The 26836-nt window shown below is 63.6% G+C and carries 34 protein-coding genes and 2 tRNA genes; 18 read left to right on the forward strand and 18 right to left on the reverse strand.

All coding sequences use genetic code 11. From position 1 onward, the window contains the following. Positions 1 to 70 precede the first annotated feature (70 nt). Together BLW71_RS07560 and BLW71_RS07565 are read left to right on the forward strand one after the other, a co-directional pair. Complete coding sequence (locus BLW71_RS07560) at positions 71 to 1474, forward strand: M20 family metallopeptidase (protein WP_091794618.1); 1404 nt, start codon at positions 71 to 73, stop codon at positions 1472 to 1474. Between the two features lie 142 nt (positions 1475 to 1616). Further along, positions 1617 to 2900: an MFS transporter gene (locus BLW71_RS07565; protein ID WP_091794619.1), complete on the forward strand. Its 1284-nt coding sequence runs from the start codon at positions 1617 to 1619 to the stop codon at positions 2898 to 2900. 150 nt (positions 2901 to 3050) lie between these two features. Here the strand turns inward: BLW71_RS07565 and BLW71_RS07570 are convergent, their stop codons facing one another. Beyond that, positions 3051 to 4103 (reverse strand): NADP(H)-dependent aldo-keto reductase, encoded by a 1053-nt coding sequence (locus tag BLW71_RS07570; RefSeq protein WP_091794621.1) that lies wholly within the window; start codon positions 4101 to 4103, stop codon positions 3051 to 3053. Positions 4104 to 4249: 146 nt separating this feature from the next. Here BLW71_RS07570 and BLW71_RS07575 point away from each other — a divergent pair, with 146 nt between their 5' ends. Both BLW71_RS07575 and BLW71_RS07580 read left to right on the forward strand, forming a co-directional pair. After that, positions 4250 to 4462, forward strand: coding sequence for a DUF3820 family protein (locus BLW71_RS07575; RefSeq protein ID WP_091794623.1), 213 nt, complete (start codon positions 4250 to 4252; stop codon positions 4460 to 4462). Between the two features lie 219 nt (positions 4463 to 4681). Then, positions 4682 to 4927, forward strand: a complete 246-nt coding sequence (locus tag BLW71_RS07580; protein WP_091794625.1) for a hypothetical protein — start codon at positions 4682 to 4684, stop codon at positions 4925 to 4927. Positions 4928 to 4954: 27 nt separating this feature from the next. Here BLW71_RS07580 and cysC read toward each other — a convergent pair whose 3' ends face one another. Next, complete coding sequence (cysC, locus tag BLW71_RS07585) at positions 4955 to 5494, reverse strand: adenylyl-sulfate kinase (protein ID WP_091794627.1); 540 nt, start codon at positions 5492 to 5494, stop codon at positions 4955 to 4957. Beyond that, a complete protein-coding gene (locus BLW71_RS07590; protein WP_091794629.1) occupies positions 5491 to 7083 on the reverse strand; it encodes a tetratricopeptide repeat-containing sulfotransferase family protein in 1593 nt (530 codons plus the stop codon). Before BLW71_RS07590 ends, cysC begins: the two co-directional genes overlap by 4 nt. A gap of 346 nt (positions 7084 to 7429) precedes the next feature. Between BLW71_RS07590 and BLW71_RS07595 the strand changes: the two genes are divergently transcribed. The 3 genes from BLW71_RS07595 to BLW71_RS07605 all read left to right on the forward strand — a co-directional run bounded on the left by BLW71_RS07595 (position 7430) and on the right by BLW71_RS07605 (position 9097). Then, positions 7430 to 7795: a hypothetical protein gene (locus tag BLW71_RS07595; RefSeq protein ID WP_091794631.1), complete on the forward strand. Its 366-nt coding sequence runs from the start codon at positions 7430 to 7432 to the stop codon at positions 7793 to 7795. 136 nt (positions 7796 to 7931) lie between these two features. Continuing rightward, entirely contained in the window at positions 7932 to 8933 is a 1002-nt protein-coding gene (dusA, locus tag BLW71_RS07600) for a tRNA dihydrouridine(20/20a) synthase DusA (RefSeq protein ID WP_091794633.1), read from the forward strand. A gap of 88 nt (positions 8934 to 9021) precedes the next feature. Further along, positions 9022 to 9097 (forward strand) — tRNA-His (locus tag BLW71_RS07605). A 101-nt stretch (positions 9098 to 9198) separates the two neighbouring features. Here the strand turns inward: BLW71_RS07605 and BLW71_RS07610 are convergent. Next, positions 9199 to 9444 (reverse strand): hypothetical protein, encoded by a 246-nt coding sequence (locus tag BLW71_RS07610; RefSeq protein WP_091794635.1) that lies wholly within the window; start codon positions 9442 to 9444, stop codon positions 9199 to 9201. A gap of 158 nt (positions 9445 to 9602) precedes the next feature. Next, complete coding sequence (locus BLW71_RS07615; RefSeq protein WP_091794638.1) at positions 9603 to 9827, reverse strand: hypothetical protein; 225 nt, start codon at positions 9825 to 9827, stop codon at positions 9603 to 9605. A gap of 311 nt (positions 9828 to 10138) precedes the next feature. Here BLW71_RS07615 and BLW71_RS07620 point away from each other — a divergent pair, with 311 nt between their 5' ends. Further along, positions 10139 to 10405 carry a hypothetical protein gene (locus BLW71_RS07620; RefSeq protein WP_091794641.1) on the forward strand — a complete coding sequence of 89 codons (267 nt, stop codon included), beginning with the start codon at positions 10139 to 10141 and terminating at the stop codon, positions 10403 to 10405. A gap of 214 nt (positions 10406 to 10619) precedes the next feature. On the opposite strand, the gene BLW71_RS07625 is transcribed toward BLW71_RS07620, so the two are convergent. From BLW71_RS07625 to BLW71_RS07635, 3 genes are all read right to left on the reverse strand, one after another. Then, the gene (locus BLW71_RS07625) at positions 10620 to 10985 is read right to left on the reverse strand and encodes a glyoxalase superfamily protein (protein WP_091794643.1); all 366 of its coding nucleotides are present in this window, start codon (positions 10983 to 10985) and stop codon (positions 10620 to 10622) included. Positions 10986 to 11095: 110 nt separating this feature from the next. Further along, complete coding sequence (locus tag BLW71_RS07630) at positions 11096 to 11350, reverse strand: DUF6566 family protein (RefSeq protein ID WP_091794645.1); 255 nt, start codon at positions 11348 to 11350, stop codon at positions 11096 to 11098. Positions 11351 to 11461: 111 nt separating this feature from the next. After that, complete coding sequence (locus BLW71_RS07635) at positions 11462 to 11659, reverse strand: hypothetical protein (protein WP_091794647.1); 198 nt, start codon at positions 11657 to 11659, stop codon at positions 11462 to 11464. 165 nt (positions 11660 to 11824) lie between these two features. Here BLW71_RS07635 and BLW71_RS07640 point away from each other — a divergent pair, with 165 nt between their 5' ends. Beyond that, positions 11825 to 12151: a hypothetical protein gene (locus BLW71_RS07640; protein WP_091794649.1), complete on the forward strand. Its 327-nt coding sequence runs from the start codon at positions 11825 to 11827 to the stop codon at positions 12149 to 12151. A gap of 8 nt (positions 12152 to 12159) precedes the next feature. On the opposite strand, the gene BLW71_RS07645 is transcribed toward BLW71_RS07640, so the two are convergent. Genes BLW71_RS07645 through ssuD form a run of 4 tightly spaced genes read right to left on the reverse strand, consistent with a single transcriptional unit; the run spans position 12160 to position 15480 of the window. Further along, on the reverse strand, positions 12160 to 12375 hold the full coding sequence (locus tag BLW71_RS07645) for a TOBE domain-containing protein (protein WP_011488137.1): 216 nt from the start codon (positions 12373 to 12375) through the stop codon (positions 12160 to 12162). A gap of 47 nt (positions 12376 to 12422) precedes the next feature. Continuing rightward, the gene (locus BLW71_RS07650; protein ID WP_091794651.1) at positions 12423 to 13424 is read right to left on the reverse strand and encodes an ATP-binding cassette domain-containing protein; all 1002 of its coding nucleotides are present in this window, start codon (positions 13422 to 13424) and stop codon (positions 12423 to 12425) included. Continuing rightward, positions 13421 to 14263 (reverse strand): aliphatic sulfonate ABC transporter permease SsuC, encoded by an 843-nt coding sequence (ssuC, locus tag BLW71_RS07655; protein WP_091794653.1) that lies wholly within the window; start codon positions 14261 to 14263, stop codon positions 13421 to 13423. Before ssuC ends, BLW71_RS07650 begins: the two co-directional genes overlap by 4 nt. Positions 14264 to 14319: 56 nt before the next feature. Further along, positions 14320 to 15480, reverse strand: a complete 1161-nt coding sequence (gene ssuD / locus BLW71_RS07660; RefSeq protein ID WP_091794655.1) for an FMNH2-dependent alkanesulfonate monooxygenase — start codon at positions 15478 to 15480, stop codon at positions 14320 to 14322. A 624-nt stretch (positions 15481 to 16104) separates the two neighbouring features. Here ssuD and BLW71_RS07665 point away from each other — a divergent pair. After that, complete coding sequence (locus tag BLW71_RS07665; protein WP_091800563.1) at positions 16105 to 16530, forward strand: hypothetical protein; 426 nt, start codon at positions 16105 to 16107, stop codon at positions 16528 to 16530. 117 nt (positions 16531 to 16647) lie between these two features. Here BLW71_RS07665 and BLW71_RS07670 read toward each other — a convergent pair whose 3' ends face one another. After that, positions 16648 to 17781, reverse strand: coding sequence for an enoyl-CoA hydratase/isomerase family protein (locus tag BLW71_RS07670; protein ID WP_091794657.1), 1134 nt, complete (start codon positions 17779 to 17781; stop codon positions 16648 to 16650). A gap of 46 nt (positions 17782 to 17827) precedes the next feature. Next, positions 17828 to 18721, reverse strand: coding sequence for a TetR/AcrR family transcriptional regulator (locus tag BLW71_RS07675; protein ID WP_091800566.1), 894 nt, complete (start codon positions 18719 to 18721; stop codon positions 17828 to 17830). A gap of 133 nt (positions 18722 to 18854) precedes the next feature. Between BLW71_RS07675 and BLW71_RS07680 the strand changes: the two genes are divergently transcribed. Then, positions 18855 to 19853 (forward strand): NAD-dependent epimerase/dehydratase family protein, encoded by a 999-nt coding sequence (locus BLW71_RS07680; protein WP_091794659.1) that lies wholly within the window; start codon positions 18855 to 18857, stop codon positions 19851 to 19853. 207 nt (positions 19854 to 20060) lie between these two features. On the opposite strand, the gene BLW71_RS07685 is transcribed toward BLW71_RS07680, so the two are convergent. After that, the gene (locus BLW71_RS07685) at positions 20061 to 20354 is read right to left on the reverse strand and encodes a DUF1488 family protein (RefSeq protein ID WP_091800569.1); all 294 of its coding nucleotides are present in this window, start codon (positions 20352 to 20354) and stop codon (positions 20061 to 20063) included. A 176-nt stretch (positions 20355 to 20530) separates the two neighbouring features. Continuing rightward, complete coding sequence (locus BLW71_RS07690; protein WP_091794662.1) at positions 20531 to 20809, reverse strand: hypothetical protein; 279 nt, start codon at positions 20807 to 20809, stop codon at positions 20531 to 20533. 298 nt (positions 20810 to 21107) lie between these two features. On the opposite strand from BLW71_RS07690, the gene BLW71_RS07695 reads away from it, so the two are divergent. Together BLW71_RS07695 and BLW71_RS07700 are read left to right on the forward strand one after the other, a co-directional pair. Continuing rightward, positions 21108 to 21299, forward strand: a complete 192-nt coding sequence (locus BLW71_RS07695) for a hypothetical protein (protein ID WP_091794665.1) — start codon at positions 21108 to 21110, stop codon at positions 21297 to 21299. A 72-nt stretch (positions 21300 to 21371) separates the two neighbouring features. Continuing rightward, positions 21372 to 21761 carry a hypothetical protein gene (locus BLW71_RS07700; RefSeq protein ID WP_091794668.1) on the forward strand — a complete coding sequence of 130 codons (390 nt, stop codon included), beginning with the start codon at positions 21372 to 21374 and terminating at the stop codon, positions 21759 to 21761. Between the two features lie 43 nt (positions 21762 to 21804). Here the strand turns inward: BLW71_RS07700 and BLW71_RS07705 are convergent, their stop codons facing one another. Then, positions 21805 to 22137 carry a DMT family transporter gene (locus BLW71_RS07705; RefSeq protein ID WP_502686825.1) on the reverse strand — a complete coding sequence of 111 codons (333 nt, stop codon included), beginning with the start codon at positions 22135 to 22137 and terminating at the stop codon, positions 21805 to 21807. A gap of 10 nt (positions 22138 to 22147) precedes the next feature. Next, the gene (locus BLW71_RS07710) at positions 22148 to 22645 is read right to left on the reverse strand and encodes a heme-degrading domain-containing protein (RefSeq protein ID WP_091794674.1); all 498 of its coding nucleotides are present in this window, start codon (positions 22643 to 22645) and stop codon (positions 22148 to 22150) included. A gap of 238 nt (positions 22646 to 22883) precedes the next feature. Between BLW71_RS07710 and BLW71_RS07715 the strand changes: the two genes are divergently transcribed. From BLW71_RS07715 to BLW71_RS07735, 5 genes are all read left to right on the forward strand, one after another. After that, positions 22884 to 22960: transfer RNA gene (locus tag BLW71_RS07715), tRNA-Met, on the forward strand. Positions 22961 to 23372: 412 nt separating this feature from the next. Continuing rightward, the gene (locus tag BLW71_RS07720; protein WP_091794676.1) at positions 23373 to 23918 is read left to right on the forward strand and encodes an NUDIX hydrolase; all 546 of its coding nucleotides are present in this window, start codon (positions 23373 to 23375) and stop codon (positions 23916 to 23918) included. A 9-nt stretch (positions 23919 to 23927) separates the two neighbouring features. Further along, positions 23928 to 24665: a leucyl/phenylalanyl-tRNA--protein transferase gene (gene aat, locus BLW71_RS07725; RefSeq protein ID WP_091794678.1), complete on the forward strand. Its 738-nt coding sequence runs from the start codon at positions 23928 to 23930 to the stop codon at positions 24663 to 24665. Positions 24666 to 24779: 114 nt separating this feature from the next. Continuing rightward, on the forward strand, positions 24780 to 25601 hold the full coding sequence (locus tag BLW71_RS07730) for an arginyltransferase (protein ID WP_091794680.1): 822 nt from the start codon (positions 24780 to 24782) through the stop codon (positions 25599 to 25601). A 79-nt stretch (positions 25602 to 25680) separates the two neighbouring features. Beyond that, complete coding sequence (locus tag BLW71_RS07735) at positions 25681 to 26742, forward strand: quinone-dependent dihydroorotate dehydrogenase (RefSeq protein WP_177204987.1); 1062 nt, start codon at positions 25681 to 25683, stop codon at positions 26740 to 26742. The last annotated feature ends 94 nt before the right edge of the window (positions 26743 to 26836 follow it).

The following is a 26836-nucleotide window of genomic DNA, read 5'->3' on the forward strand; positions in this document are numbered from 1 at the left end:
GCAATCGCCCCGCGATCGAGCCCGAGACCACGCGCCGCCCGCCCCACATTCGCCCGCATTGGAGACACCTATGAGCCGCACCGAGGCCATCGAGCACGCCACACACCATTTCGAATCCGGCGCCTTTCTCGAAACGCTGAACCGCCGCGTTGGTTTTCGCACGGAAAGCCAGGAGAGCGATCGCGCCGCCGCGCTGCTGTCGTATCTGACCGACGAGATCACGCCCGAAGCGGCGGCCCTCGGTTTCAGCACGCGCATTGTCGCGAACCCGGTGGACGGCTTCGGGCCGTTCCTGATCGCGAGCCGCCACGAGGCCGACGACCTGCCGACCGTGCTGATCTATGGACATGGCGACGTGGTGCGCGGCTACGACAGCCAGTGGCGCGCGCCGCTGACACCGTGGGCCGTGACCGTCGAAGGCGAACGCTGGTTCGGCCGCGGCACGGCCGACAACAAAGGTCAGCACACCATCAACCTCGCCGCGCTGGCGAGCGTGCTGGCCGCGCGCGGCGGCAAGCTCGGCTTCAACGCAAAGCTGCTGATCGAGATGGGCGAGGAAACCGGCTCGCCCGGACTCGACGAAATCTGCCGCGCGCACCGTGAAGAACTCGCCGCCGACGTGCTGATCGCCTCCGACGGCCCGCGTCTCGCCGCGCGCCGCCCTACCGTGTTCCTCGGCTCGCGCGGCTCGGTGAATTTCAAGCTGTCGTTGAATCTGCGCGACGGTGCGCATCATTCCGGCAATTGGGGCGGTCTGCTGCGCAATCCGGCCACCGTGCTGGCGAATGCGTTGTCGAGCCTTGTCGATGCGCGCGGTGTGATCGCCGTCGAGGGTTTGCGTCCGCCGCCGATCCCCGAGGCGGTGCGCCGTGCGCTCGCCGATATCACGGTGGGCGGCGGCCCGGGCGATCCGGCGGTCGACGACAACTGGGGCGAGCCCGGCCTGAGTGCGCCTGAGCGCGTGTTCGGCTGGAACAGCTTCGAAATACTCGCGTTCAAGGCCGGCAACCCGGAGAACCCGGTCAATGCGATTCCTTCGGCGGCGTTCGCGCATTGCCAGCTGCGCTTCGTGGTCGGCACCGATTGGGACAATCTCGAACGGTATCTGCGCACGCATCTGGATGCGCACGGTTTCTCCGAGGTCCAGATCGAAGTCGAGCGCGGCGCGCCGGCCACCCGTCTGAACCCGGACGATCCGTGGGTCACGTGGGCGATTGCGTCGCTCGAACAGACCACCGGCAAGAAGACCGCCGTGCTGCCGAATCTGGGCGGCACGCTGCCCAACGAAGTCTTCGCCGATACGCTCGGCCTGCCGACCTTGTGGGTGCCCCACTCGTACCCGGCCTGTTCGCAGCACGCGCCGAATGAGCACCTGCTCGGACCAGTCGTGCGCGAAGGTCTGCAGATCATGGCGGGCCTCTTCTGGGATCTCGGCGAGAACTCCCCGCGCGCGACAACCCGCGGCGCGATCTGAGCGACGCCTGAGCATCTGAGCATCTGAGCATCTGAGCAGCATCTGAGCAGCACCCGAGCAGCACCTGAGCAAAGCCCGAGCGACATCCACGCGCTCGGGCCCGGCACGCCGTTATCCGTTTATCTCACGAGGCACGTCCACGATGAGCACGTCCACTTTGCAAGCCAGCGCCGCGCGGCCTTCCGCCGCGAAGGTCCATCGCATCATTCTCGCGGCGTCGATCGGCAACGCGCTCGAATGGTTCGACCTCGTCGTCTACGGTTTCTTCGCGGTGACCATCGCGAAGCTGTTCTTCCCGGCACGCACCGAAGCGATCTCGCTGATGCTCACACTCGGCACCTTCGGCATCTCGTACCTGATCCGGCCGCTCGGCGGACTCGTGCTCGGCTCGCTCGCCGACCGCGCCGGACGCAAGGCGTCGCTGCTGCTCTCTATCGCGCTGATGATGATCGGCACCCTGACGATCGCCGTGATGCCGCCGTACGCTGCGATCGGGCTATGGGCGCCTGCCGGCATCATGCTCTCGCGCCTCGTTCAAGGTTTTTCGGCAGGCGGAGAGTTTGGCGCATCCACGGCATTCCTGGTCGAACATGCTCCCGAGCGACGCGGCTTCATGGGCAGCTGGCAGTTCGCGAGCCAGGGCATGGCGACGCTGCTCGCCTCCGGCTTCGGCGCGCTGCTGACAAGCCAGCTCACCGCGGCGCAACTCGAATCGTGGGGATGGCGCGTGCCCTTCCTGTTCGGCCTCGCGATTGGTCCGGTCGGTTTCTATATTCGCCGTTACGTGGACGAAGGCGCCGAGTTCAATGCGGAGCCGAAAGCCCGCACGCCTCTGCGCGACCTGTTCGGCACGCAGAAAGTCCGCATGCTGCTCGCGGTCGGCTCGCTGGTCATTTCGACGGCGGCCAATTACATGATCCTGTACATGCCGACCTACGCGATCAAGCAATTGCACCTGCCCGCCTCCACCGGTTTCGCGGCGACGCTTGCCACCGGCGTCGTGCTCACCGTGCTGACGCCTTTCGCGGGTCACCTGTCCGACAGCCTCGGGCGCATCCGCATCATGGCGGCGGCCGCCGTGCTGATGCTGATGACGGTTTATCCGACCTTCGTCTATATGAACGCGCATCCGTCATTCGTGAAGATGCTGCTCGCGCTGATCTGGATCGGCGTATTGAAGGCGACGTATTTCGGCGCGCTGCCCGCGTTGATGTCGGAGATCTTCCCGACGCAGACGCGCGCGACTGGCCTGGCGGTGAGCTACAACATCGGCGTGACGGTGTTCGGCGGCTTCGCGCCGTTCGTGATTACCTGGCTGATCGACGCAAGCGGTAACAAACTGGCGCCCGGCTTCTATCTGATGTTCTGCGCAGTAGCGAGTTTGCTCGCGCTTTATGCCGTGCGCGCAAAGTTGAAGATTCGCTGAGCGTGCGTCGAGGTGTGACGCAATTGCAGAAGCGGATCAATTGGCAAGCGCCCCGGCCAACTAGCCGGGGCAGCCAGATAACGCAGCGATTCGGGCGGAACTGCATGTTCCATCAAACCCGACTCGAATCGCAGCGCCGGTAATCGCGCATCAAGGCGCGGGATTCGGCTGCAACTCATGCAGCGCATCGATTTGCGCGAGCACTTCCGGCGAGAGTTTCACGTCGACGCTGGCGATGTTTTCCTTCAGCTGATCGAGCGAGGTCGCGCCAATCAGATTGCTGGTCACGAACGGCCGGCTGTTGACGAACGCGAGCGCGAATTGCGCGGGCGACAACCCGTGGCGCTTCGCGAGTTCCACGTAACGCGTGGTGGCCTGCACCGCTTGCGGCTTGCTGTAGCGCTGGAAGCGCTCGAACAGCGAGATGCGGGCGCCGGCCGGACGCGCACCGCCTTCGTACTTGCCCGACAACCAGCCGAAGGCCAGCGGCGAATAAGCCAGCAAGCCGATGTTGTCGCGATGCGCGTATTCCGACAAACCGGCTTCATAAGTGCGATTGAGCAGGCTATACGGATTCTGAATGCTGACGATGCGCGGCAAGCCGAGCTTTTCGGCCGCGCGCAGAAACTGCGCGACACCCCACGGCGTTTCGTTCGACACGCCGATGTGGCGCACCTTGCCCGCCTTGACGAATTCGGCGAGCACGGACAGGGTTTCTTCGATCGGCACCGTATAAGCGTCGTCGACCCACGGATACGCGGGGCGGCCGAACGTCATCGTGCTGCGATCCGGCCAGTGCAGTTGATACAGATCGACGTACTCCGTTTGAAGGCGCTTCAGGCTGTCGTTAAGCGCTTCGGTCAGATTCTTGCGGTCGAACTGGTTGCCTTCGCCACGAATATGGCGCGGGTTATGCGGTTGACGCGCGGGGCCCGCGATCTTGGTGGCGAGCACGATTTTCTCGCGTGCGCCGCGATGCTGCGCGAGCCATGTGCCGATGAACCGCTCGGTCGAACCTTGCGTCTCGGCACGCGGCGGCACCGGGTACATTTCAGCGGTGTCGATCAGGTTGACGCCGTGATCGAGTGCGTAATCGATCTGCGTATGCGCTTCCTGCTCCGTGTTCTGCTCGCCCCATGTCATGGAGCCGAGACCGATCAGGCTGACCTGCACATCGGAGTCGCCGAGTCTGCGGTATTCCATTGAACTTGTCCTGTTATTTGGTTGAACGAAAAGCGCTGACGTTACCACGCCGGCGCGATACCTGCAGGGCACGCTAAAATGCATGCTCCAACGGGCGCTGCCCGTTTTTCCACACGCCACGTTTCTCCGCGCCCCGACCCTGTGCAATGAATCCCGAACACCTCGAACTGCTGGTCACGCGCGTCATGCCTTACGGAAAATATAAGGGCCGCCTGATTGCGGACTTGCCCGGTCATTATCTAAACTGGTTTGCCAGTCAGGGCTTTCCGCCGGGAGAAATCGGCCGGCTGCTGGCCTTGATGCAGGAGATCGATCACAACGGCCTGAAGTCGCTGCTCGATCCTCTGCGCAAGCGCTGATCGCTTCGCGGTGAAAGCCGCGTGAAGTGTCGTGAAGCGCGGTTGAAAGTTGCCGCGCAGGCATGGTGCAAGTAATGCAAGCCTGTACAAATTTATACAGAGTTTTGCTTGTACCTTGCGCACTGGATGGACTTTAATCCACGTAGGTCTTCGCGCGTTTCGCCGTGGTTCGCGCCGCGGTTCGCCCCATCATTCGCATCTCATCCTGCCTGCCCGTCCATGTCTGATTTCAGCTTGTCCGCGCTGCTTGAATTTATCGGCCACGACCTTTCGCCCGTGCGTGCCGTCATCGCATTCTTTCTGATCGGCTACATCATCGTCGGACTACCCGTTCATTTCCGCCAGGGCGCCGCATCGCGCGACATCTGGGGCACCGCGGCCGGCGTGACGATGGCCGCGATCTACGCGGCGTTCATCATCGGCGTGTACCCGGCCCTGCATCATTCGGGTAGTTTGTTGCGGTAATACGCTGGGGCGTCAGCACAAAATGCGCTAGCCGCCCAGACGCCCCGTCGCGGCCAGATACGCGAACACGTGGTCTACGCATTCGTCGACCGGCATCCGGTCGGTTTCGATCACCACGTCGGACGAAAGCGGCGCTTCGAACGGATCGGAAATTCCGGTGAAATGCGCAATTTCGCCGCGTCGCGCGCGTGCATAAAGCCCCTTGGCATCGCGCGCTTCGCAGACCTTCAGCGGGGCCTTCACGAAGACCTCGACAAACCCTTCGCCGACAATTTCGCGCGCCGAGCGCCGATGCCGATGCTCCGGCGAGATCACGGCGGCAATCACGACAAAGCCCTGCTGCATGAAGAGCGCCGCGACGTGCGCGACCCGCCGCAGGTTTTCGGTGCGGTCTTCGGGCGTGAAGCCGAGGTCGGCGTTCAGTCCACGCCGCAGCACGTCGCCGTCGAGCACGATCGCGGCATGCCCTGCCTGCTTCAGCCGCTCGAGCAAGCCGTTGGCCAACGTCGACTTGCCGGCGCCGGAAAGTCCCGTCATCCAGATCACGGCGCCGCGGGATGCGCTCATGCGCGACGCTCCGAGCCGGTTGCCGCAACCTCGTCAGCCCCATGTCCGTGCGCCGGAGCCAGCTTCGGGCCGAGACCGTCGAACAGCGGTTGAAGCAAGGCCTGCTGCGGCTGCCACCGTTGCAACGACGTCCTGTAAAGCGGACGACGCACCTGCGCGGAACTGGCCGTGTTCACCTGGCGCCTGTTCTGATGAAAGGACAGGCAGCGCTCGTCCCAGTCGAGCCCGCAATGCGCGAGCAGGCGGCGCACATTGCCTTCGAAATCGTCGACCAGTTCTTCATATTTGACCTCGATCATCACCCCTTCCGGGAGCACGCGTTGCCAGTGGGCCATCAGGGCGTCATAGGCGCGGTAGTAGCGGCCCAGTTCGCCGAGATCATAGCTGAATGGCACGTCGTGAAAAATCCGCGAGAAGATCGACAGGCACGTTGGCAAAGGCGCGCGGCTGCTATGAACGACGCGGGCGTTCGGCAGCGCCAGATGAATCAGGCCGAGGTTGATGAAGTTGAACGGATATTTGTCGGTGAAGTGCGTGTAGCGCGAGGTCGGCGTGGCGTCTTCGCTCTGTGCGGGGTCGTGAATCTCCGGCAACGCGCCGCGCATGCGACGCAAATAGTCCGCGCCGAGCGCGCGCAACGGCGCGGCGCCGACCTCCCCTAGTGCCTCGATATCGATCCGCAAAGGATCTTGCGGATCGCGGCGGATGCAGTTCACCAGCGCTTCGCCGAATTCCGTGCGCTCACCCGCGCCCAATACCTGAGGATGACTCGCGAGAATCTGTTCGATCAAGGTCGAACCCGAGCGCGGCATGCCGACGATAAAGATCGGCGCTTGTGACGGATCACCCAGGCCGCGCTTCGCGTCCAGCACCGCCGAAGTCGTCAGCTCAGGCAGATGCGCGAACAGGCCGAGCGTCTCCGCCTCGTTGTAGCGCACGCCGGCGCGGTGCAATGCGTTGCCCTTCAGGAAATGATCGAACGACGCGTCGTTGCGGCCCAAATCGGAGAGCGCCTGGCCGTACGCGAAGTGAATCTCCGCCTGATCGGCCGGCGTCAACGAAGCGGGGTTACCGGCAAGACGCTCCATCGCGATGAATACCGGATCTTCGCTGGTGAGGCGCTTGGTCTGCACGAAATTGCGGTAATACAGCGGCACCTGCGGCGCGGCCTCGATCGCCCGGCGATAGGCGGCGTGAGCTTCGTCGAAGCGGCCGAGCGCCTGCAGGCAATTGCCCATGTTGTTGTGCGAACCGTCGGCTAGCGGATTCAGGCGGGCCGCCTCGCGGTAAGCATCCACCGCCTGCTCGAGCCGATGCATCTGCTCGAGCGTCCAGCCGAGGCCGTGATGCGAATCCGTGTCGCGCGGATCGAGCGCAATTGCCGCTCGATAGGCGAGCACGGCTTCGGGAAAGCGGCTCAGCGCGGCGAGCGTCGCCGCGATGCGCTGGTGCGCGAGCACGTCGCGAGGCGCGAGCGCGCGCGCGTTTTCGAAACGTTGCAGCGCGGCGTCGAGTTCGCCGCGCGCAGCAAAGGCGTCGCCTGCGGCGCGCCATTCTGATGCAGTGGCCGGCTGGGGATCGTGCGTCATTAAAGGGTGGATCTTCGCAGGCTTCGCTTCGAGCGATCCTGACGGTAAGCGGGTGCGGTCTTTTCATCCGGCCGGCAAATTGGCATCGGCTGGATTCGAGGTAATTGTCTGAAGGGAACTTAACAGGCGCGCCCTACAGTTGCGTTGCGAAAATTTAACTAACTGTTACAGCGGGGTGAATGGGTAAGTTTTCGAAACTTGTCGCCGCGCCTTAAGCAGTGGTCGCCAATCGCAACGCGTGACCTCTGGACGCGCTATGTCGCGCGCAAACCGTAATGTGCGGACACAAATGCTGCTGAACTCCTGAGCGTGCGCGGTTTCTCACTCTTACCCGAAGGAGAAAATCGTGAGCAGGCTCATTGCATCAATGGCACTGTTGGCGGTGATGGCCAGCCTGACCGGATGCGTCGTCGCACCGGCATACGATTACGGCTACGCGCAACCTTATTACCCCGGCTACGGCTACGCTTACGGACCACCGTATGCGCCGGTTTACGGCAGCGTCGGCATCTACGGCGGCTGGGGTGGGTCCTGCTGTTACTACCATGGCGGCGGATGGCATGGCGGCCACGGGTGGCACGGCGGGGACGGAGGGCACGGCGGCGGCTGGCATGGCGGCGGTTACGGCGGCTACCACGGCGGAGGTAGCGGCAGCGGCGGCGGAAGCTCATGGGGCAGCAGCGGCGGTCACGGAGGAGGACATGGACATTGACGTGGCCCGCACCTGACTCGCGGGCCAGCCAATGGCATGGTTTCTGGACAGCACGGGTCGCGAGTGTCTCGCCCGGACGGCGATTTCACGCGTTGCGGTAAAATCGGTGTTTTGAATCAAGCCGTCTGGCCGCCCCATGTCTTCACCTCGAACTCCCAGTCCGCGCCGCGTCTCGGTTGCTCCCATGATGGACTGGACTGATCGTCACTGTCGCTCCCTGCATCGCGTGATCTCTGGCCATACCTGGCTTTACACGGAAATGGTGACGACCGGCGCGCTGCTGCATGGCGACGTGCCGCGCCATCTCGCGTTCACGCCGGCAGAAGCGCCGGTCGCTCTGCAACTCGGCGGCAGCGAACCCGACGATCTCGCGCGCGCGGCGAAACTCGGCGAACAATGGGGCTATGACGAAATCAACCTGAACTGCGGCTGCCCATCCGAGCGCGTGCAACGTGGCGCATTCGGTGCGTGCCTGATGAACGAGCCGCAACTCGTCGCCGACTGCGTCAAGGCCATGCGCGATGTAGTGTCCGTGCCGGTGACGGTCAAGCACCGCATCGGCGTGGATGCAGTCGAGGAGTACGGTTTCGTGCGCGACTTTGTCGGCACGATTGCGAACGCCGGCTGCAATGTGTTCATCGTGCACGCGCGCAACGCGATTCTGAAGGGTTTGAGCCCAAAGGAAAATCGCGAGATTCCGCCGCTGAAATACGAATACGCGTATCAGTTGAAGCGCGACTTTCCGCAGTTGGAGATCATCATCAACGGCGGCATCAAGACGCTTGATGAAGTGGAGACGCATCTTCAACACGTCGACGGTGTCATGCTCGGGCGCGAGGCGTATCACAACCCGTATGTGCTGGCCGATGTCGATGCACGCTTCTATGGTTCGACAGAAACGCCGCTCACTCGCGAGCAGGTTGAAGCGAAACTGATCGAGTATTGCGCGGCTGAAATGGCGCGCGGCACGTATCTCGGCGCGATTACGCGCCATGCGCTCGGCCTCTATCGCGGTGAGGCGGGCGCGCGTGGGTGGCGCCGTGTGCTGTCCGATAGCAAACGTCTCGCCGCGCGCGATCTGAGCATCTTCGATGAGGCAAGGCAGCATCTGCGCGAGCCTGCCGAAATTTTTGAATAAAGGACTAGGCAAACGAGATTCTTGTTCGTATAATCTCGTTTCTTCATCGACGAGCCAAGTTTTACGGCAAGTCAAGCAGATGTCAGTGGTGGCTGTAGCTCAGTTGGTAGAGTCCAGGATTGTGATTCCTGTTGTCGTGGGTTCGAGCCCCATCAGCCACCCCAAAGAATTCAAGTAGTCAAGTTTTACGAACGGCGTTGTGAGAAATCACTTCGCCGTTTTTGTTTTGGCCTTTGCGGTTTTCCTTCGCGGTTTGAATCCCGCTTCAGCGCGTTGCGTCCGACACGTTGGCTCCGCCCTCATCCCTTTCGGTCGAAAGCCGCCCCGTGTTGCGCATGGCCGATAGCACGTCCTCAATCTTCGCGTCCTCGAGCGGGCGCCGACCGGCGCGCAGGCGTCGAGCGTTTGTCAAATCAATGGCACGTTGCAAATCGGAAGTTTCGGCGGCGATATACACCGCGATCCCGTAGCCGTATCGCTCGGCGAGTTTGTAGTCAAAGAAGTATTTCATGCTTTCGTTTTCGGCAGCCGCACCGAAAACTTTACAGGAACGCCGCCAACGTTTCAGCGAGCCGCCCGCTGCGAGGCGTCATCCTCTATACGCTTGTCGGCATCGCCCTGCTGTCGTGGGAGGCGGTGCGTCCGCAAAAATCGCCGAACCGTCAGCCGTCAGTGCTGACTCGCGTTCAGCAACATCCAGATCTGCTTGTGCGGCTCGCCGGTCAGAATGCGAGCGAACACCGCGTTGCAGCGCACGCAGGTGTAGTGCTCCTCCACTCGCACGTCTTTCACCGCCCCACGATTATTCAGCGCCAACCTGTCGTGCGGGCTACTGGCGGCCGGTTGGCCATACAGGTCAGCGCAGGCAGCGCATGGTTGAATCCATAGGTCCATCAGAGTGCTCCCCCAAGCAACGGATCCGATCGAATTCGATCGAGCCAAGCTTCATTCAATGCATTTAACCTCGTTGCGCCGCGGGTCTTTATTCCTCAAAACCCATGCCGCACGGGGTCGGACCATCGCTCACGCTTATCCCGCCTGCCTTGCGCCGATTATTCCAGAATAGAGAACAGTAATTTCAAGTTATCGATACAAATTCTCGATAGTAGGGGTATACACTGCATTCCATCGACGTTGCAGACACACCTCACCGGCCCCTGCGACGCCTTCCTGAAATGAAGTCGTAACGTTATCGGAGTCACACCATGAAGACCAAGCTCATCGCCGCCCTGCTGGTTGCTGTTTCTGCCTCGATCGCCGCTCCCGCTTTTGCTAGCGGCTACGGCCCGGCACCGTTCTATCGTCCGTCGGTCGGCGCACCGGCTTCGCAACAAGGCCAGAACGCACAAACCGTCGCGGCTGAACGCGCTAACGCTGAATCGAATGCCTACGGCGGCGTGAACAACGTGTCGTCGCAATCGGGCGCCAAAGAGCCGGTTTCTGGCCCGCAATCGGTTTTCTTCGGCCACTAAGCAGTTGCCGTTGAACCGGCTGCCTCACGAGGGCGGCCGGTAAACTGGGCGCCGCGCATGCAGTATCGATGCCGGCGCCCAGTTGCGTTTACCTCGCGTCACAAGCGGTTTCACAAGCGGCTCCGCAAGCCGCTGCAAAACCCGCGTCATTTCGGAGCCATTGCGCGCAGACGAGCTGCTCATTGTCACCACCTCGCGACTTCTGGTCGGCTTACTACTCTTCTGGCGATTCGCAAAACCGGATACGGTTGCCGAACGGATCGACTGTCTCGAGCACCCTGCCCCACGGCAACGTCTCAATGCCAGGTTTCCCATATTTGTAGTCTTTGCGCTGAAGTTCGGCATGGAACGCGTCGATGTCCTGCATCGGCACGAAAATCGTCGATCCGGGTGTGGCGTCACCGTGGTGTTCGCTCAAATGCAGGATCAGGTCGGAGCGCCGCACCTGCGCATAGAGCGGGAAATGCTCTTCGAGCCGGTGTTCCCATTCGACGGCAAAACCGAGAAAGTCCACGTAAAACTCCCGCGCTTTTTCCTCGGAGAAAATACGGATGATCGGGATAGCGCGCGCAAAATGCAAAGCGGTCTCCGGAGAGTCTTGACGGGACAAGCAGATTAACCGAACCCGTGCGCGATTTTCCCGCCAGCGCGCCTCGGCGCCCCCGATCTGCGACCAAACCGCTTGGGCGCCTAACCGGGCAACCCCTCGGCAAACCCCGCGTCGATCACTTCGCGCGCCGCCCGGAAGGCCGCCTCGGCCGCGGCATGCTCGGTGGACCATAGGCTGTCGATATGCACGAGCCGCCAGTCGACCACCACCGCGCCGTTGCGCAACACCCGAAAATGCGCTTTGACGCCCGTCAGCACCTGCTCGACGGCGACCTCGATGTCGTAGTCCTGATAGCGCTCCTGGTAGTCCCCCATATCGAGGCCCTTCGGCTCCATGGTCTCCTCCGTGATACCTGCGCGAATCTGACGGCCAGACTCGTCCGGCGAGCACGCCAGCGGCTCGCGGAACGATTCGGCCCGAACGTCAGGCCGTTGCCGCTTCGACGATCAATCGCAATCGCCCGAAAGGTATTGCCGGCCGTTGCAGGTGATCTCGACTTCGCCGCCGCTCGCTTCGGCAACCAGGCCACCCGCCAGCAATTCAGCGGTCACGGACTGCTCGAGTTTCGGCGCCGGCTGTCCGACACCGACGTCGTTCAGACGCCGCAAGGCCTCGACCGATTCGGGACTCAATGACTTAGACATGGCTGTCTCCGTCTACATGCTCAATTCATCCTAGCAAGTTTCGGGGACGTATGCAGGTGCCGCGTCGAGGCACGCGGGTTGCGTCGCGCAAATGATTCCGCAAGCACGACGGCGTCGACACCGGCAACCGGAACCCGGCAGGCGGCACCGCCAAGGAGGACGATCATGGAGCGAAACAGATGGGCCGCGCTGATAGCGGGCATCGCGCTGGCAATAGCCGACGCGCGCGGAACGGTGACATTCGCGCAGACGGCGAAGCCGGGACAAGGGCAACAATCAGGACAACAACCCGCACAAAAACCCGCGCAGGCAGCGGCGCCGGACGCCAATTCGTCGATGGTCAGGCCGCCTCAGTCCGCCCCGGGCTTGAACGGCTCAAGCGGCCCAAGCGGCTCGATCAATCCTGACAATATGCCGATCAAGCGCCCCGAGAAGCCGACCAACGACAAGATGATGCACGAGCCGCCCGCGAGCGGCGCGAACGCGAAATAGCGCAAGCCTCACAGGCGCGCGATCGAGACCTCCGTCGACTTCACCAGCGCGACCACTTCCGAGCCGACCTTCAGATCGAGTTCGTCGACGGAGCGCGTGGTGATCACCGAGGTGACGATACCGAACGGCGTATCGACGTCGACTTCGGAGACCACCGGTCCGCGGATGATTTCCTTGACCTTGCCTTTGAACTGATTGCGTACGTTGATTGCGGAAATGCTCATTTCGAGTGGCTCCAGAGAAGCGATTGAGAACAGTCAGTCCAGGAATATCAGACGGCCCAGCGGACGTCTGTCGGCCGCCTCGCGCGGCCTTCGTCACGTGTGTCGTACGCACGGTCGGACAGCGCGTCGTCGTTCGGCGCCGTCTTCAGTACGCGTTGCAACACATGCTCTTCGAGCGCGGCGAAACCGGCCGACGCGCGCGCCCGCGGACGCGCCAGCGGCACCGGCTGATCGAGCGCAATGCGCCCTTCTTCGATCAGCAGAATCCGATCGCCGAGCGCCACGGCTTCATGTACGTCGTGCGTCACCAGCAGCGCGGTAAATCGATGTTCGCGCCACAGGCGTTCGATCAACGCGTGCATTTCAATGCGCGTCAATGCATCGAGCGCGCCGAGCGGTTCATCGAGCAGCAGCAGTTGCGGCCGATGCACCAGCGCCCGCGCCAGCGCCACGCGCTGACGCTGGCCGCCGGAAAGCTGCGCGGGCCAATCGTTGGCGCGCTCCAGCAAGCCGACTTCGGCGAGCACGGCGCGGGCGTCCTCACGCGCGCTGCGGCCCAAGCCGAGCATCACGTTTTGCAGCACGCTCTTCCAGGGCAACAGACGCGCGTCCTGAAACATGATGCGGGTGTCGAGCGGGCCGCCGTCTTCGGTGCGCTTTTCGAGCACGCCCGAAGTAGTCTTTTCCAGACCGGCGACGAGCCGCAGCAAGGTGGATTTGCCGCAGCCGCTGCGGCCGACGATCGCCACGAAACTGCCGCGCTCGATCGACAGATTGAAATCGGCCAGCACCTCGCGCTCGCCATAGCGCTTGCCGACGCCGCGCAACTCCACCGAATAGTCCGCCGCGCGGCGCACGTCGTCGCGCGCGAGCGCGCCGCCATGCAGCCGCGAATCGGCGCGCGCCTGTTGATGATGCGCCGCATCGGCATGCTCGAAGTCCGCGGCTTCGTTCGCGTCATGTTCGACGGTGCGGGCTTGCACCAGTTCGGCTTCGAGGTCGCTGCCGGCGATCCCGCCGAACGACGCCGACAAGGTCGTTGCGTTCATGGCTTCGCTCCTCGTTGGTAGGCCGGGTGCCAGCGCAGCGAGACGCGCTCGAGGCTCTTGGCCAGCACATCGGCGAGTTTGCCGAGCGCGGCGTAGAGCAGAATGCCGACCACCACCACATCGGTTTGCAGGAATTCGCGCGCATTCATCGTCATATAGCCGATACCGGATTGCGCGGAAATGGTCTCGGCGACGATCAGCGTGACCCACATCAGCCCGAACGCGAAGCGCACGCCGACCAGAATCGACGGCAACGCGCCCGGCAAAATCACATGCCGGTACAGCGCAAAACCCTTCACGCCATAACTGCGCGCCATTTCGATCAGATTGGCGTCGACCGAACGGATGCCGTGGAAAGTGTTCACATAGATCGGGAAAAATACGCCCAACGCAACGAGAAACACCTTCGCTTCCTCTTCGATGCCGAACCACAGAATCACGAGCGGAATCATCGCCAGTGCCGGGATGTTGCGGATCATCTGCACGGTCGAATCGAGCGCGACCTCCGCGGGCTTGAACAGACCCGTGGCGAGTCCGAGCACGAGTCCGATGCCGCCGCCGATCGCGAAACCCGACACCGCGCGCCACGTGCTGACCTTTACGTCCGCCCACATTTCACCGGACTGGATTAGCGACCACGCGGCCTTCACGACCGCGAGGGGTTCGGGTAGCACGCGCGTGGACAGCACGCCGCTGCGCGCGGCGAACTCCCACGCCAGCAGAATCGCGAGCGGCGCGAGCCACGGCGCGAGATGCGCGCCGATCCGGCGCAACGTATTGAAACCCGCGCCGCCAGTTGCGCCTTCGTCCCGATCCGTACTTACAGTGGATTGAGCCATGCTTGCCTTCCTCATTGCTTATCGATGATCGCGCGTGCCGTTTGCAGCACCTGCACTCAGCTCGAACTCGCCGCCTTCGGCAGATAGTTGTTGCCGACGATCTCGCCGAACGGACCCGACAGCGGCCCGTTCGAGACTTTGTTCAGCCGGTTCGGCAGCAGCGGAAACACGAGTTCGGCGAAGCGATACGACTCTTCGAGATGCGGATAGCCCGACAGAATGAAGGTGTCGATGCCGAGGTCCGCGTATTCCTTCATGAGCGCCGCCACCTGCTCCGGGTTGCCGACCAGCGCAGTGCCCGCGCCGCCGCGCACGAGGCCCACGCCCGCCCACAGGTGCGGATAGACCTCGAGCTCCGCGCGGCCGCCGCGCTTGCCGCCGTGCAGCGCGGCCATGCGGCGCTGCCCTTCGGAGTCCATCTTCGAAAACGAAGCCTGGGCACGCGCGACGGTGTCGTCGTCGAGCTTGCTGATCAGCTTGTCGGCGGCGGCCCACGCTTCTTCTTCGGTCTCCCGCACGATCACGTGCAGACGGATCCCGAACTTGATCTCGCGGCCGTGCGCGGCGGCGCGCGCGCGAATGTCGGCGATCTTCTTCGCCACCGCGGCGGGCGGCTCGCCCCACGTCAGATAGGTATCGATATGCTCGCCCGCCATGTCGTGCGCGGCCGGCGACGAACCGCCGAACCACAGCGGCGGATGCGGATGCTGCACCGGCGGATACAACGCCTTGCCGCCCTTCGAGCTCAGATGCTTGCCTTCGAAGTCGATCGCGTCGTTGGTATGCGCGGCGCTCAGCAGCTTGCGCCAGATGTGCAGGAATTCGTCGGTGATTTCATAGCGCGTGTCGTGGTCGACGAACACGCCGTCGCCTTCCAGTTCCGCCGCATCGCCACCGGTCACGACATTGATCAGCAGACGCCCGTTCGACAGACGGTCGAACGTCGCTGCCATACGCGCGGCCAGACCCGGCGACGAGATGCCCGGGCGGATCGCCACGAGAAACTTCAGCCGTTTGGTCGCGGCGATCAGGCTCGACGCGACGACCCACGCGTCCTCGCATGAGCGGCCCGTCGGCAGCAGCACGCCCTCGTAGCCGAGCGTATCGGCGGCGACGGCGATCTGCTGGAAGTAGTCGTAATCGGCTGCGCGTGCGCCTTGGGACGTACCGAGATAGCGGCTGTCGCCGTGAGTCGGAATGAACCAGAACACATTCATTTGCTGCTCCTGCATGATCGAAACTGGATTGAATGGAAACGGTGCGTCGAGTGCCGGCGCGCGCGGCCGCGCGCATCCATCCGGCACACAGCCGGACGGTGCAGCGCAAGAAGACGGAAAACGCGGTATCGGCGCCGGCTAGCGGCGGCAGCGGACCCGCCGGCGCGCGTGCGCCATGTGGCAGGTGAAGATCGGCATCAGGCAGAACATCGCGACGGCTTCCCTCGACCAAACGTGCGCGTCACGCGCGCGTCGATTAAACGGCGACGGCGGCAAACGCCGTCTGTATGGTGAAAGAGTCTATGGATCGGGCCGCGGCTTTTGAACGATTTTTTTTAGCTTAGGTTTTCCACTTTCGTGATTAGCCCGACGCTAAAGCATACGGATGGCGCGCTTTGTGGATGCCTGGTGGACGCGTGGTGGACGCCTTTTTGGAACCGAGTTGCGGCGAGCAAGCGCGTGTCACGCTCGCTAACGCGCCGGGCCGCGCGACGTGTACCGCCCTCCCGCCAGCCCCGGCGCGAAGCGACAGGTCTGGGGCCGCTCTATATAATGGCGCACGTTTCCAATAATCCGGTGCAGGCCACGCGACACCACGCCGCCTGTACCCTGGCGGTGCAATGCATGCAAAAACTCATCCTGCCGTTCGTCGCCGGTTTTCTGGCTTCCCTGTTCTTCCACGAATCGACACTGGCGCTGCTGCACGCAGCCGGGATGATCGACCCGACCGGTTTTTCGACCGCGCCTTTTCTACCGCTCGGGCTGCCTGAGTTCATCGCCAACGCGATCTGGAGCGCGTTCTGGGCCGTGCTGATGGCGTGGCTCCTGCGCGTCGCGCCGCATCGTCGCGCGCCCTGGGTGCCGGCCTTCGTGTTCGGCGGCATCGCATTGACGGCGGCGAGCGTATTTGTAGTCGATCCGCTGCGCGGCATCTGGCCGAGCGGCAATATGCTGCCGCGCCTCGCGGTCGGTTTCGCGGCGAATGCCATGTGGGGCTGGGGCGCGCTGGTGTTCATGCGCGCCTTCATGGCAAGCGAAGATGAGGAGTGAGTGTGGACAATGCGCGTGGGCAATGAACGGTCCCCGCAAGCTCGCCGCACGTCACGCGCCACGCTGACATGCCGCTCGCAACGACGGCATGACTTTCCGGCGTTTCAGGCTTAGGGCCTAACCGCGCAAATCCCGCAACGGGTGTTCGCTGGCCGGCCACGGGCTCTCGAACATCTTCTCGACCTCGGCGGCGCTCACGTCTTCAATGCGCGCAAAGCGCCAGCGCGGCGCGTTGTCCTTGTCGATGATGCGCGCGCGAATGCCTTCGATCGTGTCGCCCTGCAGAAAGCTCGAGCGCGTCAGATCGAGATCGCCGCGCAGCACGTCCGCCATCGAACCCTCGGCGCGCGTCACGACTTCCAGCGACACCGCCATCGACAACGGCGAACGTTCGCGCAATATCGCGATCGTCTGTTCGGCCCAATCGGCGGCCTCGCCGCTGTCGCGCTCGCTTTCGAGCGAGGCGAGAATGCGCGCGACATCCGGCAACGCGAAGTGACGGTCGATCAACGCACGCGCCTGTGCGAGCGACGAGGCCTCCGGCTGCGGCACGACCTGGTACGCAAGCGCCTCACGCTCGATGCACGCCACTACGTCCACGCCTCGCTCGAACAGTTCGCTGCGCAAGGTATCGATCAGCGCGGGCAATGCCGCGTCCTCGATATAGGCGTCGGCCAGACCGGCGTATAGCGCATCGGCCGCGTCGATCGTCTCGCCTGTCACGGCAAGATAACGCCCGATCGCGCCAGGTGTGCGGGCCAGAAACCAGCTCGCGCCGACATCGGGAAATAGCCCGATGCGGGTCTCGGGCATCGCCAACCTGGTCGAGTTGGTGACGACGCGCAGGCCGCCGGTACGATGCGCGCCCTGTGAAATACCCATGCCGCCGCCCATCACGACACCGTTCATCAACGCGATATACGGCTTGGGATAAGTGAAGATGGCGTGATTGAGCCGGTATTCCTCGCTGAAAAACGTGTCGCGCGCGTCCTGCTCGCCGCGCTGCGCCATCTCATACAGAAAGCGGATATCGCCGCCCGCGCAGAACGCGCGCGGGTGCTGGCTGCGCACCACGACGGCGAGCACATCGGGATTTTCGCGCCACTGGTCGAGCGCCGCGTGCATTGCGCGAATCATGCCGGTCGACAGCGCGTTGAGCGCCTTCGGCCTTTCCAGTTCGATGAAGCCGATGCGGTTGGCTACGTAGGTCGCGACTTCGTCGCTGATGGCGGGCGAGGCGGGAATGGACATGGAGTGCTAGGCGCAGCGGCGCGGTATGAGGTGGAATTGAAAGGTATCACGCACGCGTGGGTTTGCGCCTTGAAGCGTGCGCGGGTTCGGGCGTGGGAACCTTGGCCGTCGCCGCTTGCGCCGGCTTCCTGCCCGGCGTCTGCGTGGCAGGTTCGTTGTCTTGCTCCGCCGGCAACTCCGTGCTCGCGCCAGAGGGCTTTTTCTTGCGTGTGCCCGCAGTAGTCGCGATGCGCTGCGACGGCGCGTTGTTCGACCTCGCATGCGACGGGCCCAGCCACGTATCCAGCGCGACGCCCACGACCGTGTCGAGCGGTGCGGTCGGAAACACGGGACAGGTGAGGTTCAGTGCAACGATACCGTGCAAAGTCGCCCAGAAGGCCTCGGCCCACACCGCCACATCCGTCGATGCCGGCAACCCGCCCGCCGCTTTGAGTTCTTCCAATGCGGAGATCATGATGTGCAACGCGGCCTCGCCGGGGTCGTCCTCGGGTTCGGCCGAATCACCACCCGCCGCGTCCGCTGGCGTGACTGCCGCGTCCTCGTCCGGCACCGCCCTGCCCTTGAGCGCGCCGCCCAAAGCCGCGCCGGTGTAGCTCGGATCTTCCATGAAGATCAGCCGGTAGGTTTCCGGATGCGCGACCCCGAACGCCACATAAGCCCGCCCGAGCGCCTTGAGCCGCTCAGCCGGATCGGCGATGCCCGCGAGCGGCACGAACGTCTCCAGCAATTGCGCGTAGCCTTCCGCGCACAATGCCTGCGCGATCTCGTCGCGGCTCGCAAAGTGCAGGTAGAGCGTGGCCGGTGAATATTCGATGGCGTCGGCGATCTTGCGCATGGACAGCGCGGCAAAGCCTTCGCGCATCACGATGCGGCGGGCGGCATCGAGGATGCGTTCGCGCAATGCCTGCTTCTGGCGGTTCTTTCGTTCAGCGATTCCCATGGCGAACATTTTCCGGTTGACAAACTGAAAAGTCAAATTAAACTGAACACCGTTCACTAAACGGCGTTCATTAAATTTTCATTCGTCAATCCATTCATGCAGGCGCGATGCGGCGCCGTTTCGAGGAGTCGTCATGCAAGCCATAGGCAAGGTGGGTTTATTCGGAGCCGCGGGCGCGGCCGGTCAGATCATCGCAGCGGCGCTCAGTGCGGCGGGCCGCGACTACCGCGTGGTCGGCCGCTCCCGCGAGGCGCTCCAGGCCGCGTTCGGAAACGATCCGCATGCGGAGATCGTCACGTGGCATCCGGACGACCCCGCTTCGATTCGCGCGGCCGCGCAAGGTCTGCAGACAGTGATCTATCTTGTGGGCGTGCCCTACGACCAGTTCGCCGCTCATCCGCCGCTCATGGAGCGGACCCTTGCCGGCGTGAAGGCGGCAGGCGTCGAGCGCTTCATTCTGATCGGCACCGTGTACCCGTACGGCCGCGCGCGCGGCAATCCGATCAGCGAAAATCATCCGCGTGAGCCGCACACGTTCAAAGGACGGATGCGCCTCGCGCAGGAAAATCTGGTGCTGGCGGCGCATGGACAGAACGGCCTCTCGACCCTCGTGCTGCGCCTGCCCGACTTCTACGGCCCGGGTATCGAGCGCAGTCTGCTGAACGGCGTTTTCGAGGGCGCGGCGAACGGCAAGCGCGCCCAGGTGATCGGCCCAGTGGATGTGCCGCATGAATTCATCTATCTGCCGGATATCGGGCCGGTGGTCGAAAAGCTCACGCGCACGCCGCAAGCGTATGGCCGCTGGTGGCACCTTGCCGGCGCGGGCACCATCACGCAGCGCGACGTGGCGCGGCAGGCCTACGCGCTGGCGGGCCGCGAGCCGAAACTGCTAGTCGCCGGCAAAACGCTGCTGCGCCTGCTCGGCCTGTTCAATCCGTTGATGCGGGAACTGGTGGAGATGAACTACCTGATGACCGAACCGGTCGTGCTCGACGATTCGGCGTTGACGGAACTGATTGGCCCGATCGCCAAGACGTCTTACGAGGAAGGTATCCGACATGCGTTCGATGCGGCACGCGAGGCGGCAGCCTCTAGCGCTGGGGCAAACAGAAGCGCGGCGAACGCGGTTTGAACGAGGGCGACGAGAGCTGTGGAGGAAACCGTGAGCGGTGTTCGCGCGGCCAGTTGCCAGCCGGCTAGCGGCCGTTTATGCCAACGCATGACGGATCGCCTCGGCCCGCGCCACCGATCGGCCGCACGCTGCAGCAATCCGGAGCGCTCGGCAGCAATGCGGAGCAGTCGGCAGCACTCTATTCCAATGAGTCGCACTCACGCGGCATCAACCGCCCACACCGCTCACGTTGCCCGGCGGGAAATGGCCGCTTTTCAGCAGCACGGGCGTGCCGTTACTGATCTGCAAGTGCTCGCGCGCCACCGCTTCGATGCGCGGGCGTCCGGCGTCGAACGCGCGCATCCACCCTTCCAGGTCTTCGGAGTAGGCGCCGAAATGATCTTCGAGCGCTTCGACCGAAATCGCGCACGGCACCGGTTCGCCGTCCACCAGCGCGGGAAACACAACGGTCAGATTGGAGTCGCGGTAGGCAGGCGCGTCCGCGGGAAACCGAATTTCCATGGTCGCCTCATCAGAAAGGTCCGGCAGGAAACCAGCGCCGGCGAGAGAGGGCCGGCCCCGGACAACGTCGATATGGTACTCGCGCGGCTGGACCGCGGTCCAGCCTGCGGCGGCGCTTTCTTCAGCAGTTTCGACGTTGCTCCCGGCGATGCCTTGCTCCCTTGGAAACACCGCCATCAAGCGCCTCCCAGCAGGCGGTCGACGTAATCCCGCGCGGCCTGCTCGACAAAGACGAGCGCCTCCTCTTCGCTGCCGAAGCGCTGGCCGTCGCCGAGATCCAGCAAGGTTTCCATGCGGTGAGGATCGTCCGGACCGTGTTCGGTGAGACTCACCGAGCCGACGTAAGTCCCGCTCGCACCGCCCGCAGGCGTGGCCGGCGTATCGGCCGCGTGCACGAGACGCGCGGTGGCGCTGATGTAGTAACCACGATAGGGGCCGCTGACCCGTTCAGCCATATTCGTTCTCCTCGTTGCAATTCATGAGCGGATGCCGCGTGGGCGAGTGTCCGGGACGCCTGCTCACTTTGACCCCGTGTCTGAGCGCCGTGTCGACCCTTGCGCGCCTCGTCCGCATGGAACAGGCGTTGGCGCGCCGCGGCTAACCACTATGTAAGGCGCCTCGCGAGCCGATTAGTTCTGTAAGCCAGCCAGCGAGGCGCCCAATCGCACTTGTGCGGCCCACGCCGGTCGAACCACATAGTCGGCACGATCCGTGCTGCCGCGACGACGCCCTTTTCAAGTCAGCGAGCGCAATATGGGAAAATATTTTCTGCAGAACCACGAACTGCCCGAGCCGGATGCGGCAAACACATGGTTTGCCTATGCCGAAAGCCACGGCATCGACATTCCGAAAGCCATCAGCATCTGGGAAGACGCGGCCACGGAAACAGGCGCTGAAAGCCGTCGGCTGGTCAGCGCAGCGGGCATTACGATCGAAACGCCCTGAGCATGCCCCCAACGAACAGGCGCTTCTCGTCTGCGTGGCAAGCCCACTATCACTCTGAAAGGAAACATCACGATGCATTTCATGACGCAACTGCGCCGCGCCGGCCGCCTCAACCGCCTTCGAACCAGCGCAGCGCTTGCCCTGGTTCGCCGGACGTCGCTCGCGGCGGCTTTGCCCGCAGCCGTGCTGTTGGGCGCGGGGCTGGCCGGCTGCGCATCGTCGAACACCACATCGCTAATCAATCTGCCGAACGGCCAGACCGGCTTCGCCGTGAATTGCAGCGGCGCCGACGCCGCTTCCAGTTGGGCCTCGTGCTACGTGCAGGCCGGTAAGGCATGTGGCGCGACGGGCTACGACATCGTGTCGAAAGACAATGACGAAGGCGGCGCTGCGGGCGGCAGTGTCACCAACGTCGTCTCGGCCAACGTAAAGAACCGTTCGATGATCGTGCGCTGCAAGTGAGCGCCCGTGGCGCCTGTGGGTGCGCGATTCGGTGCGCGATTCCTCAGTGCGCCTGCATCTTCGAAAACATGTTCAGCACGGCGACGCCGGCAATGATCAGACCGAGCCCGATAATCGCCGGCACGTCGGGCACCTGCCGGTACAACACCACCGCGACCAGCGTGATCAGCACGATGCCGGCGCCGGACCACACCGCATAGACGATGCCGACCGGCACGCTCTTGAGCGTCAGCGACAGGCAATAAAACGCCACGCCATAGCCAAGCACGACCACCACCGAAGGCACCAGCCGCGAGAGGCCCTCCGACGCACGCATCGCGGAGGTCGCGATCACCTCGGCCACGATCGCGATGCCCAGCAATGCATAAGCAGGCAGCCGCATCGCCTCAAGCCTTTGCAAGCGCGAGCTTGCTGTAGTCGTGACCGAGGTGCGCGCACAGCGCTTCTACGACCAGCTCGTGATCGGCGCGCTGCGGCAAGCCCGACACCGTGATCGAACCGATCACGCCCGCGCCCGCCACCGTCAGCGGAAACGCGCCGCCGTGCGACGCATATTCCGTGGCGGGCAAGCCGTGCTTGTCGGCGAGCGTGCTGCCGGCCTGCTGCATCTTCAGACCGATTGCGTACGAACTGCGGCGGAAATGCGCGACCGTGTTGCCCTTGCGGCGTGCCCAATCGACGTTGTCCGGCGTCGCGCCGCCGAGCAGACTGAAGAAGAGCGGCTGACCGAACGTGCGCACGTCGATCGCGGCGGGGATGCCACGCGCCTTGGCGACCTCGTGCAGGTAGGCGCCGACTTGCCATGCGCGGTCGGCATCGAAGTGGGGAAACACCAGAGCGTGTTCCTGAGCGGCAATCACCTGCAGATCGTGAGCGATATCCATGGGGTTCGGATCAAAGGTAGAGATGAAGCGTGCGCCGCGTGCATGCAGGGCGGCGTCGCGAGAAGAATCTGAATTCTAGCGTAGCGCCTTACGCCGGCCTTCCGGCATGCGACGCGCGCAGTGCGTGCCGCGACCTTGGCAAGCTCACGCCAGCCGCATGATGCATTGGATTGAAGCCGGTTCTTAAATAGCTATTGCATCCGCGTCCAACTTCTTCTATAATCTTTTCTTCGACGGACGCGGGGTGGAGCAGTCTGGCAGCTCGTCGGGCTCATAACCCGAAGGTCGTAGGTTCAAATCCTACCCCCGCAACCAAGTGCATTCAGCGTGTTCAACGTGGTGCGCAAAAAGGTTCGAGACGTCGAAACAAAACATTGAAGGCTTGCCCAACCGGCAGGCCTTTTTTGTTTTCTTTCCAAATCTTTCATGACAGGTTGCGCGCTCCGCGCGGCGCACACGTCTTTCCCGCGTCCGCACTCGCATTTCATCAGCGGTTCGCGATCACCACTTGCACAGCCCACATCACGATAAGCCCTCACGGTTCAAGTCTCGGGCTCAAGATATTCTGCACCCCAAATTAAATATACCGCCTCCTGTGCCGCAGTCTTCGGCATGCCCCTTGCCAGCTAACCCAATCGTCGCCGAATACCGCGCATCGCTATTTTCCGACGTGAGTAAAATCGCGCCCCAGTGATAAACTCCTATCACCCTTTCCTGTCCCCTTCCTATGAAATTCTGTTCTGTCTGCGGCCACGGCGTCAGTCTGAGCATTCCGCCGGGCGACAACCGCGAGCGCTTCGTCTGCGTCAGTTGCGGCACGGTGCATTATCAGAATCCACGCAACGTGGTCGGCACCGTCCCGGTCTGGGACGACAAGGTGCTGCTGTGCCGTCGCGCGATCGAACCGCGCTACGGCTACTGGACGCTGCCCGCGGGCTTCATGGAAATGGGTGAGACGACCGCCGAGGCGGCATCGCGCGAAACGCTGGAAGAAGCCGGCGCGCGCGTCGAGGTGCAGAGCCTTTTTTCGCTGCTGAACGTCCCGCACGTGCATCAGGTGCATCTGTTCTATATGGCGCGCCTGCTCGATCTGGACATTGCCGCCGGCGAGGAAAGTCTCGAAGTGAAGCTCTTCGAGGAGCACGAAATCCCTTGGGACGAGATCGCCTTTCCCACCGTTGGCCAGACTTTGCGTTTCTTTTTCGCCGACCGTGCCGCCGGCAGCTTCGGCCTGCACACGGGCGACATCTTCCGCTCGCTGCGCGAAGGTTGAGCGGCGCGCATGGTTCCGTGGCTCGGCCCCGACGATCCGTTTCCGCCCGTCGAGCGCGCGCTCGGCGCGACGAGTGGCGCGCCCGGCCTGCTCGCCGCCAGCGGCGATCTGCTGCCGTCGCGACTGATCGACGCCTATCGGCGCGGCATCTTCCCATGGTATTCGGACGGCCAGCCGGTGTTGTGGTGGAGTCCCGACCCGCGCATGATCCTGCGCCCGGCCGAATTCAAAGTGTCGCCGTCGCTGCGCAAAACGCTCAGGCGCGTGCTGCGCGAGGACGCGTGGGAAATCCGCGTCGACCATGATTTCGCCGCCGTGATGCGCGCCTGCGCTCAGGCGCCGCGACGCGGACAGCGCGGCACCTGGATCACCGCGGACGTCGTCGAAGCGTATTCGTCGCTGCATCGGGCAGGCGACGCGCATAGCATCGAAACCTGGTTCGAAGGCAAGCGCGTGGGCGGTTTGTACGGCGTGTCGTTCGGCAAGATGTTCTTCGGCGAATCCATGTTCGCGGACGTCACCGACGCGTCGAAAATGGCGCTGGCCGCGCTTGTCGGACACTTGCGCCGTCACGAAATAGAAATGATAGACTGCCAGCAGAACACGTCGCATCTGGCGTCGCTGGGCGGTCGCGAGATAGCGCGCAAGGCGTTCATCGCGCATGTTCGCGCGTCGGTCGAGGCACCGCCGATTCGCTGGCGCTTCGACAAGACCGTGCTGCTCGAGATCGTCGCGCCAGCGGCGTAGGAAGAATCAGGCCGAATCCGGATCCGCCGCCCACCGAGCCGCGGGTCACGCCGCGGGTGGGCAACCGCAAGGCGCCGGGTTTGCATTACCAGAGACGCTTCGAGAGCTGCCAACGTGACTCATCCCAACGAGCTGCCTCTTTCCCCGCTTTCGGCGCTGCAATTTTATGCAACGGCGCCCTACCCCTGCAGTTACCTGGATGGGCGCATCGCGCGCTCGCAGGTCGCCACCCCCAGTCACCTGATCAACTCCGACGTCTACACCGACCTCGTCAAGGCCGGCTTCCGGCGCTCGGGCGTGTTCACCTACCGGCCGTATTGCGACGGTTGCCGCGCCTGCGTGCCGGTGCGCGTGCCGGTCGACCAGTTCGAGCCGAACCGCACGCAGCGCCGCGTCTGGAAGAAACATGGCGAGCTGATCGCCACCGTCGCACCGCTCCATTACGACGAGGAACACTACGCGCTCTACATGCGCTATCAGTCGGCGCGGCACGCGGGCGGCGGCATGGACCGCGACAGCCGCGACCAGTACGAACAGTTCCTGCTGCAGAGCCGGATCAACTCGCGGCTGGTCGAATTCCGCGAGCCGCTGCCGGACCGGCCGGATGCGCCGGGCATTCTGCGCATGATCAGCATGATCGACATTCTCGGCGACGGGCTCTCGTCGGTGTACACGTTTTTCGAGCCGGGTCTGCCCAACACGAGCTTCGGCACCTACAACATCTATTGGCAGATCGAGCAGGCGCGCAGCCTGAAGCTGCCTTACGTGTACCTCGGCTACTGGATCCGCGAGAGTCCGAAGATGGCGTACAAGGCGAATTTTCGCCCGCTCGAAGGTTTGATCGACGGCGCCTGGCGGGTGCTCGATCCCACGGGCATCGACCTGCCGCCGGTCGATCTGGCGATTCACGGCAGGCGCCCGCCGTTCAAGCCGTAAGCCCGCTTTGGCCGGTCGCGGCGCACTCGCGCAAGCCGGCCTCATTAATGCGTCAAGGTAACGCCTCAAAGCCGGTAAAATGGCGGGTTCCCATTTTTCGGCCGCCCGGCTTCGTCCCGTGTTCAGTTCCCTCTACCCGCTCGTACGCGCCCAACTCTTTCGCATGGACGCGGAAGATGCTCACCACCTGACCCTGCGCATGCTCGGCGCCGCCGGCCGCACCGGCCTCGCCGGCGTGCTCGCGCCGCATGTGCCGGATGCGCCGCGCACCGTGATGGGGCTGACGTTCCGCAATCCGGTCGGGCTCGCCGCGGGCCTCGACAAGGACGGCGCCTGCATCGACGGTCTCGCCGCGCTCGGCTTCGGCTTTATCGAAGTCGGCACGGTGACGCCGCGCGCGCAGCCGGGCAATCCGCGCCCGCGCATGTTCCGTCTGCCGCAGGCGAATGCCGTGATCAACCGGATGGGCTTTAACAACGCCGGCGTCGACCAGTTCGTGAAGAACGTGCAGGCCGCGCGCTACCGCGGCATTCTCGGCCTGAACATCGGCAAGAACGCCGACACGCCGATCGAACGCGCCGCCGAAGACTACCTGTACTGCCTCGAACGCGTGTATCCGTTCGCCAGCTACGTGACGGTCAACATCTCGTCGCCGAACACGAAGAATTTGCGCCAGTTGCAAGGCGCGGGCGAACTCGACGCGCTGCTCGCCGCGCTCAAGGACAAGCAGCAGCGTCTGGCCGACATGCACGGCAAGCTGGTGCCGCTCGCGCTGAAAATCGCGCCGGACCTCGACGACGAACAGATCAAATCGATCGCCGACACGCTGCTGCGCCACCGCTTCGAGGGCGTGATCGCCACCAACACCACGCTGTCGCGCACCGCTGTGACCGGCATGCAATACGGCGACGAAGCCGGCGGCCTGTCGGGCAAGCCGGTGTTCGATGCGTCGAACGAAGTGATCCGCAAGCTGCGCGCGGAAGTCGGCGAGACGGTGCCGATCATCGGCGTGGGCGGGATTTTCTCCGGCGACGATGCGCGCGCCAAGATCGCGGCCGGCGCGTCGCTGGTGCAGCTCTATACCGGCTTCATCTACCGCGGACCGGCACTGGTGCGCGAATGCGTGCAAGCACTGCGCTGAACGCGCACGCGTGCGCAGCATGGCAGCCGCGCCAGTAATATAGACATAAACAAACGATATTTTGGTTTCGATAGTCTGCTTTGTTATGCTTTCG

The organism is Burkholderia sp. WP9 (assembly GCF_900104795.1).
In the GTDB taxonomy this organism is placed as follows: Bacteria; Pseudomonadota; Gammaproteobacteria; order Burkholderiales; family Burkholderiaceae; genus Paraburkholderia.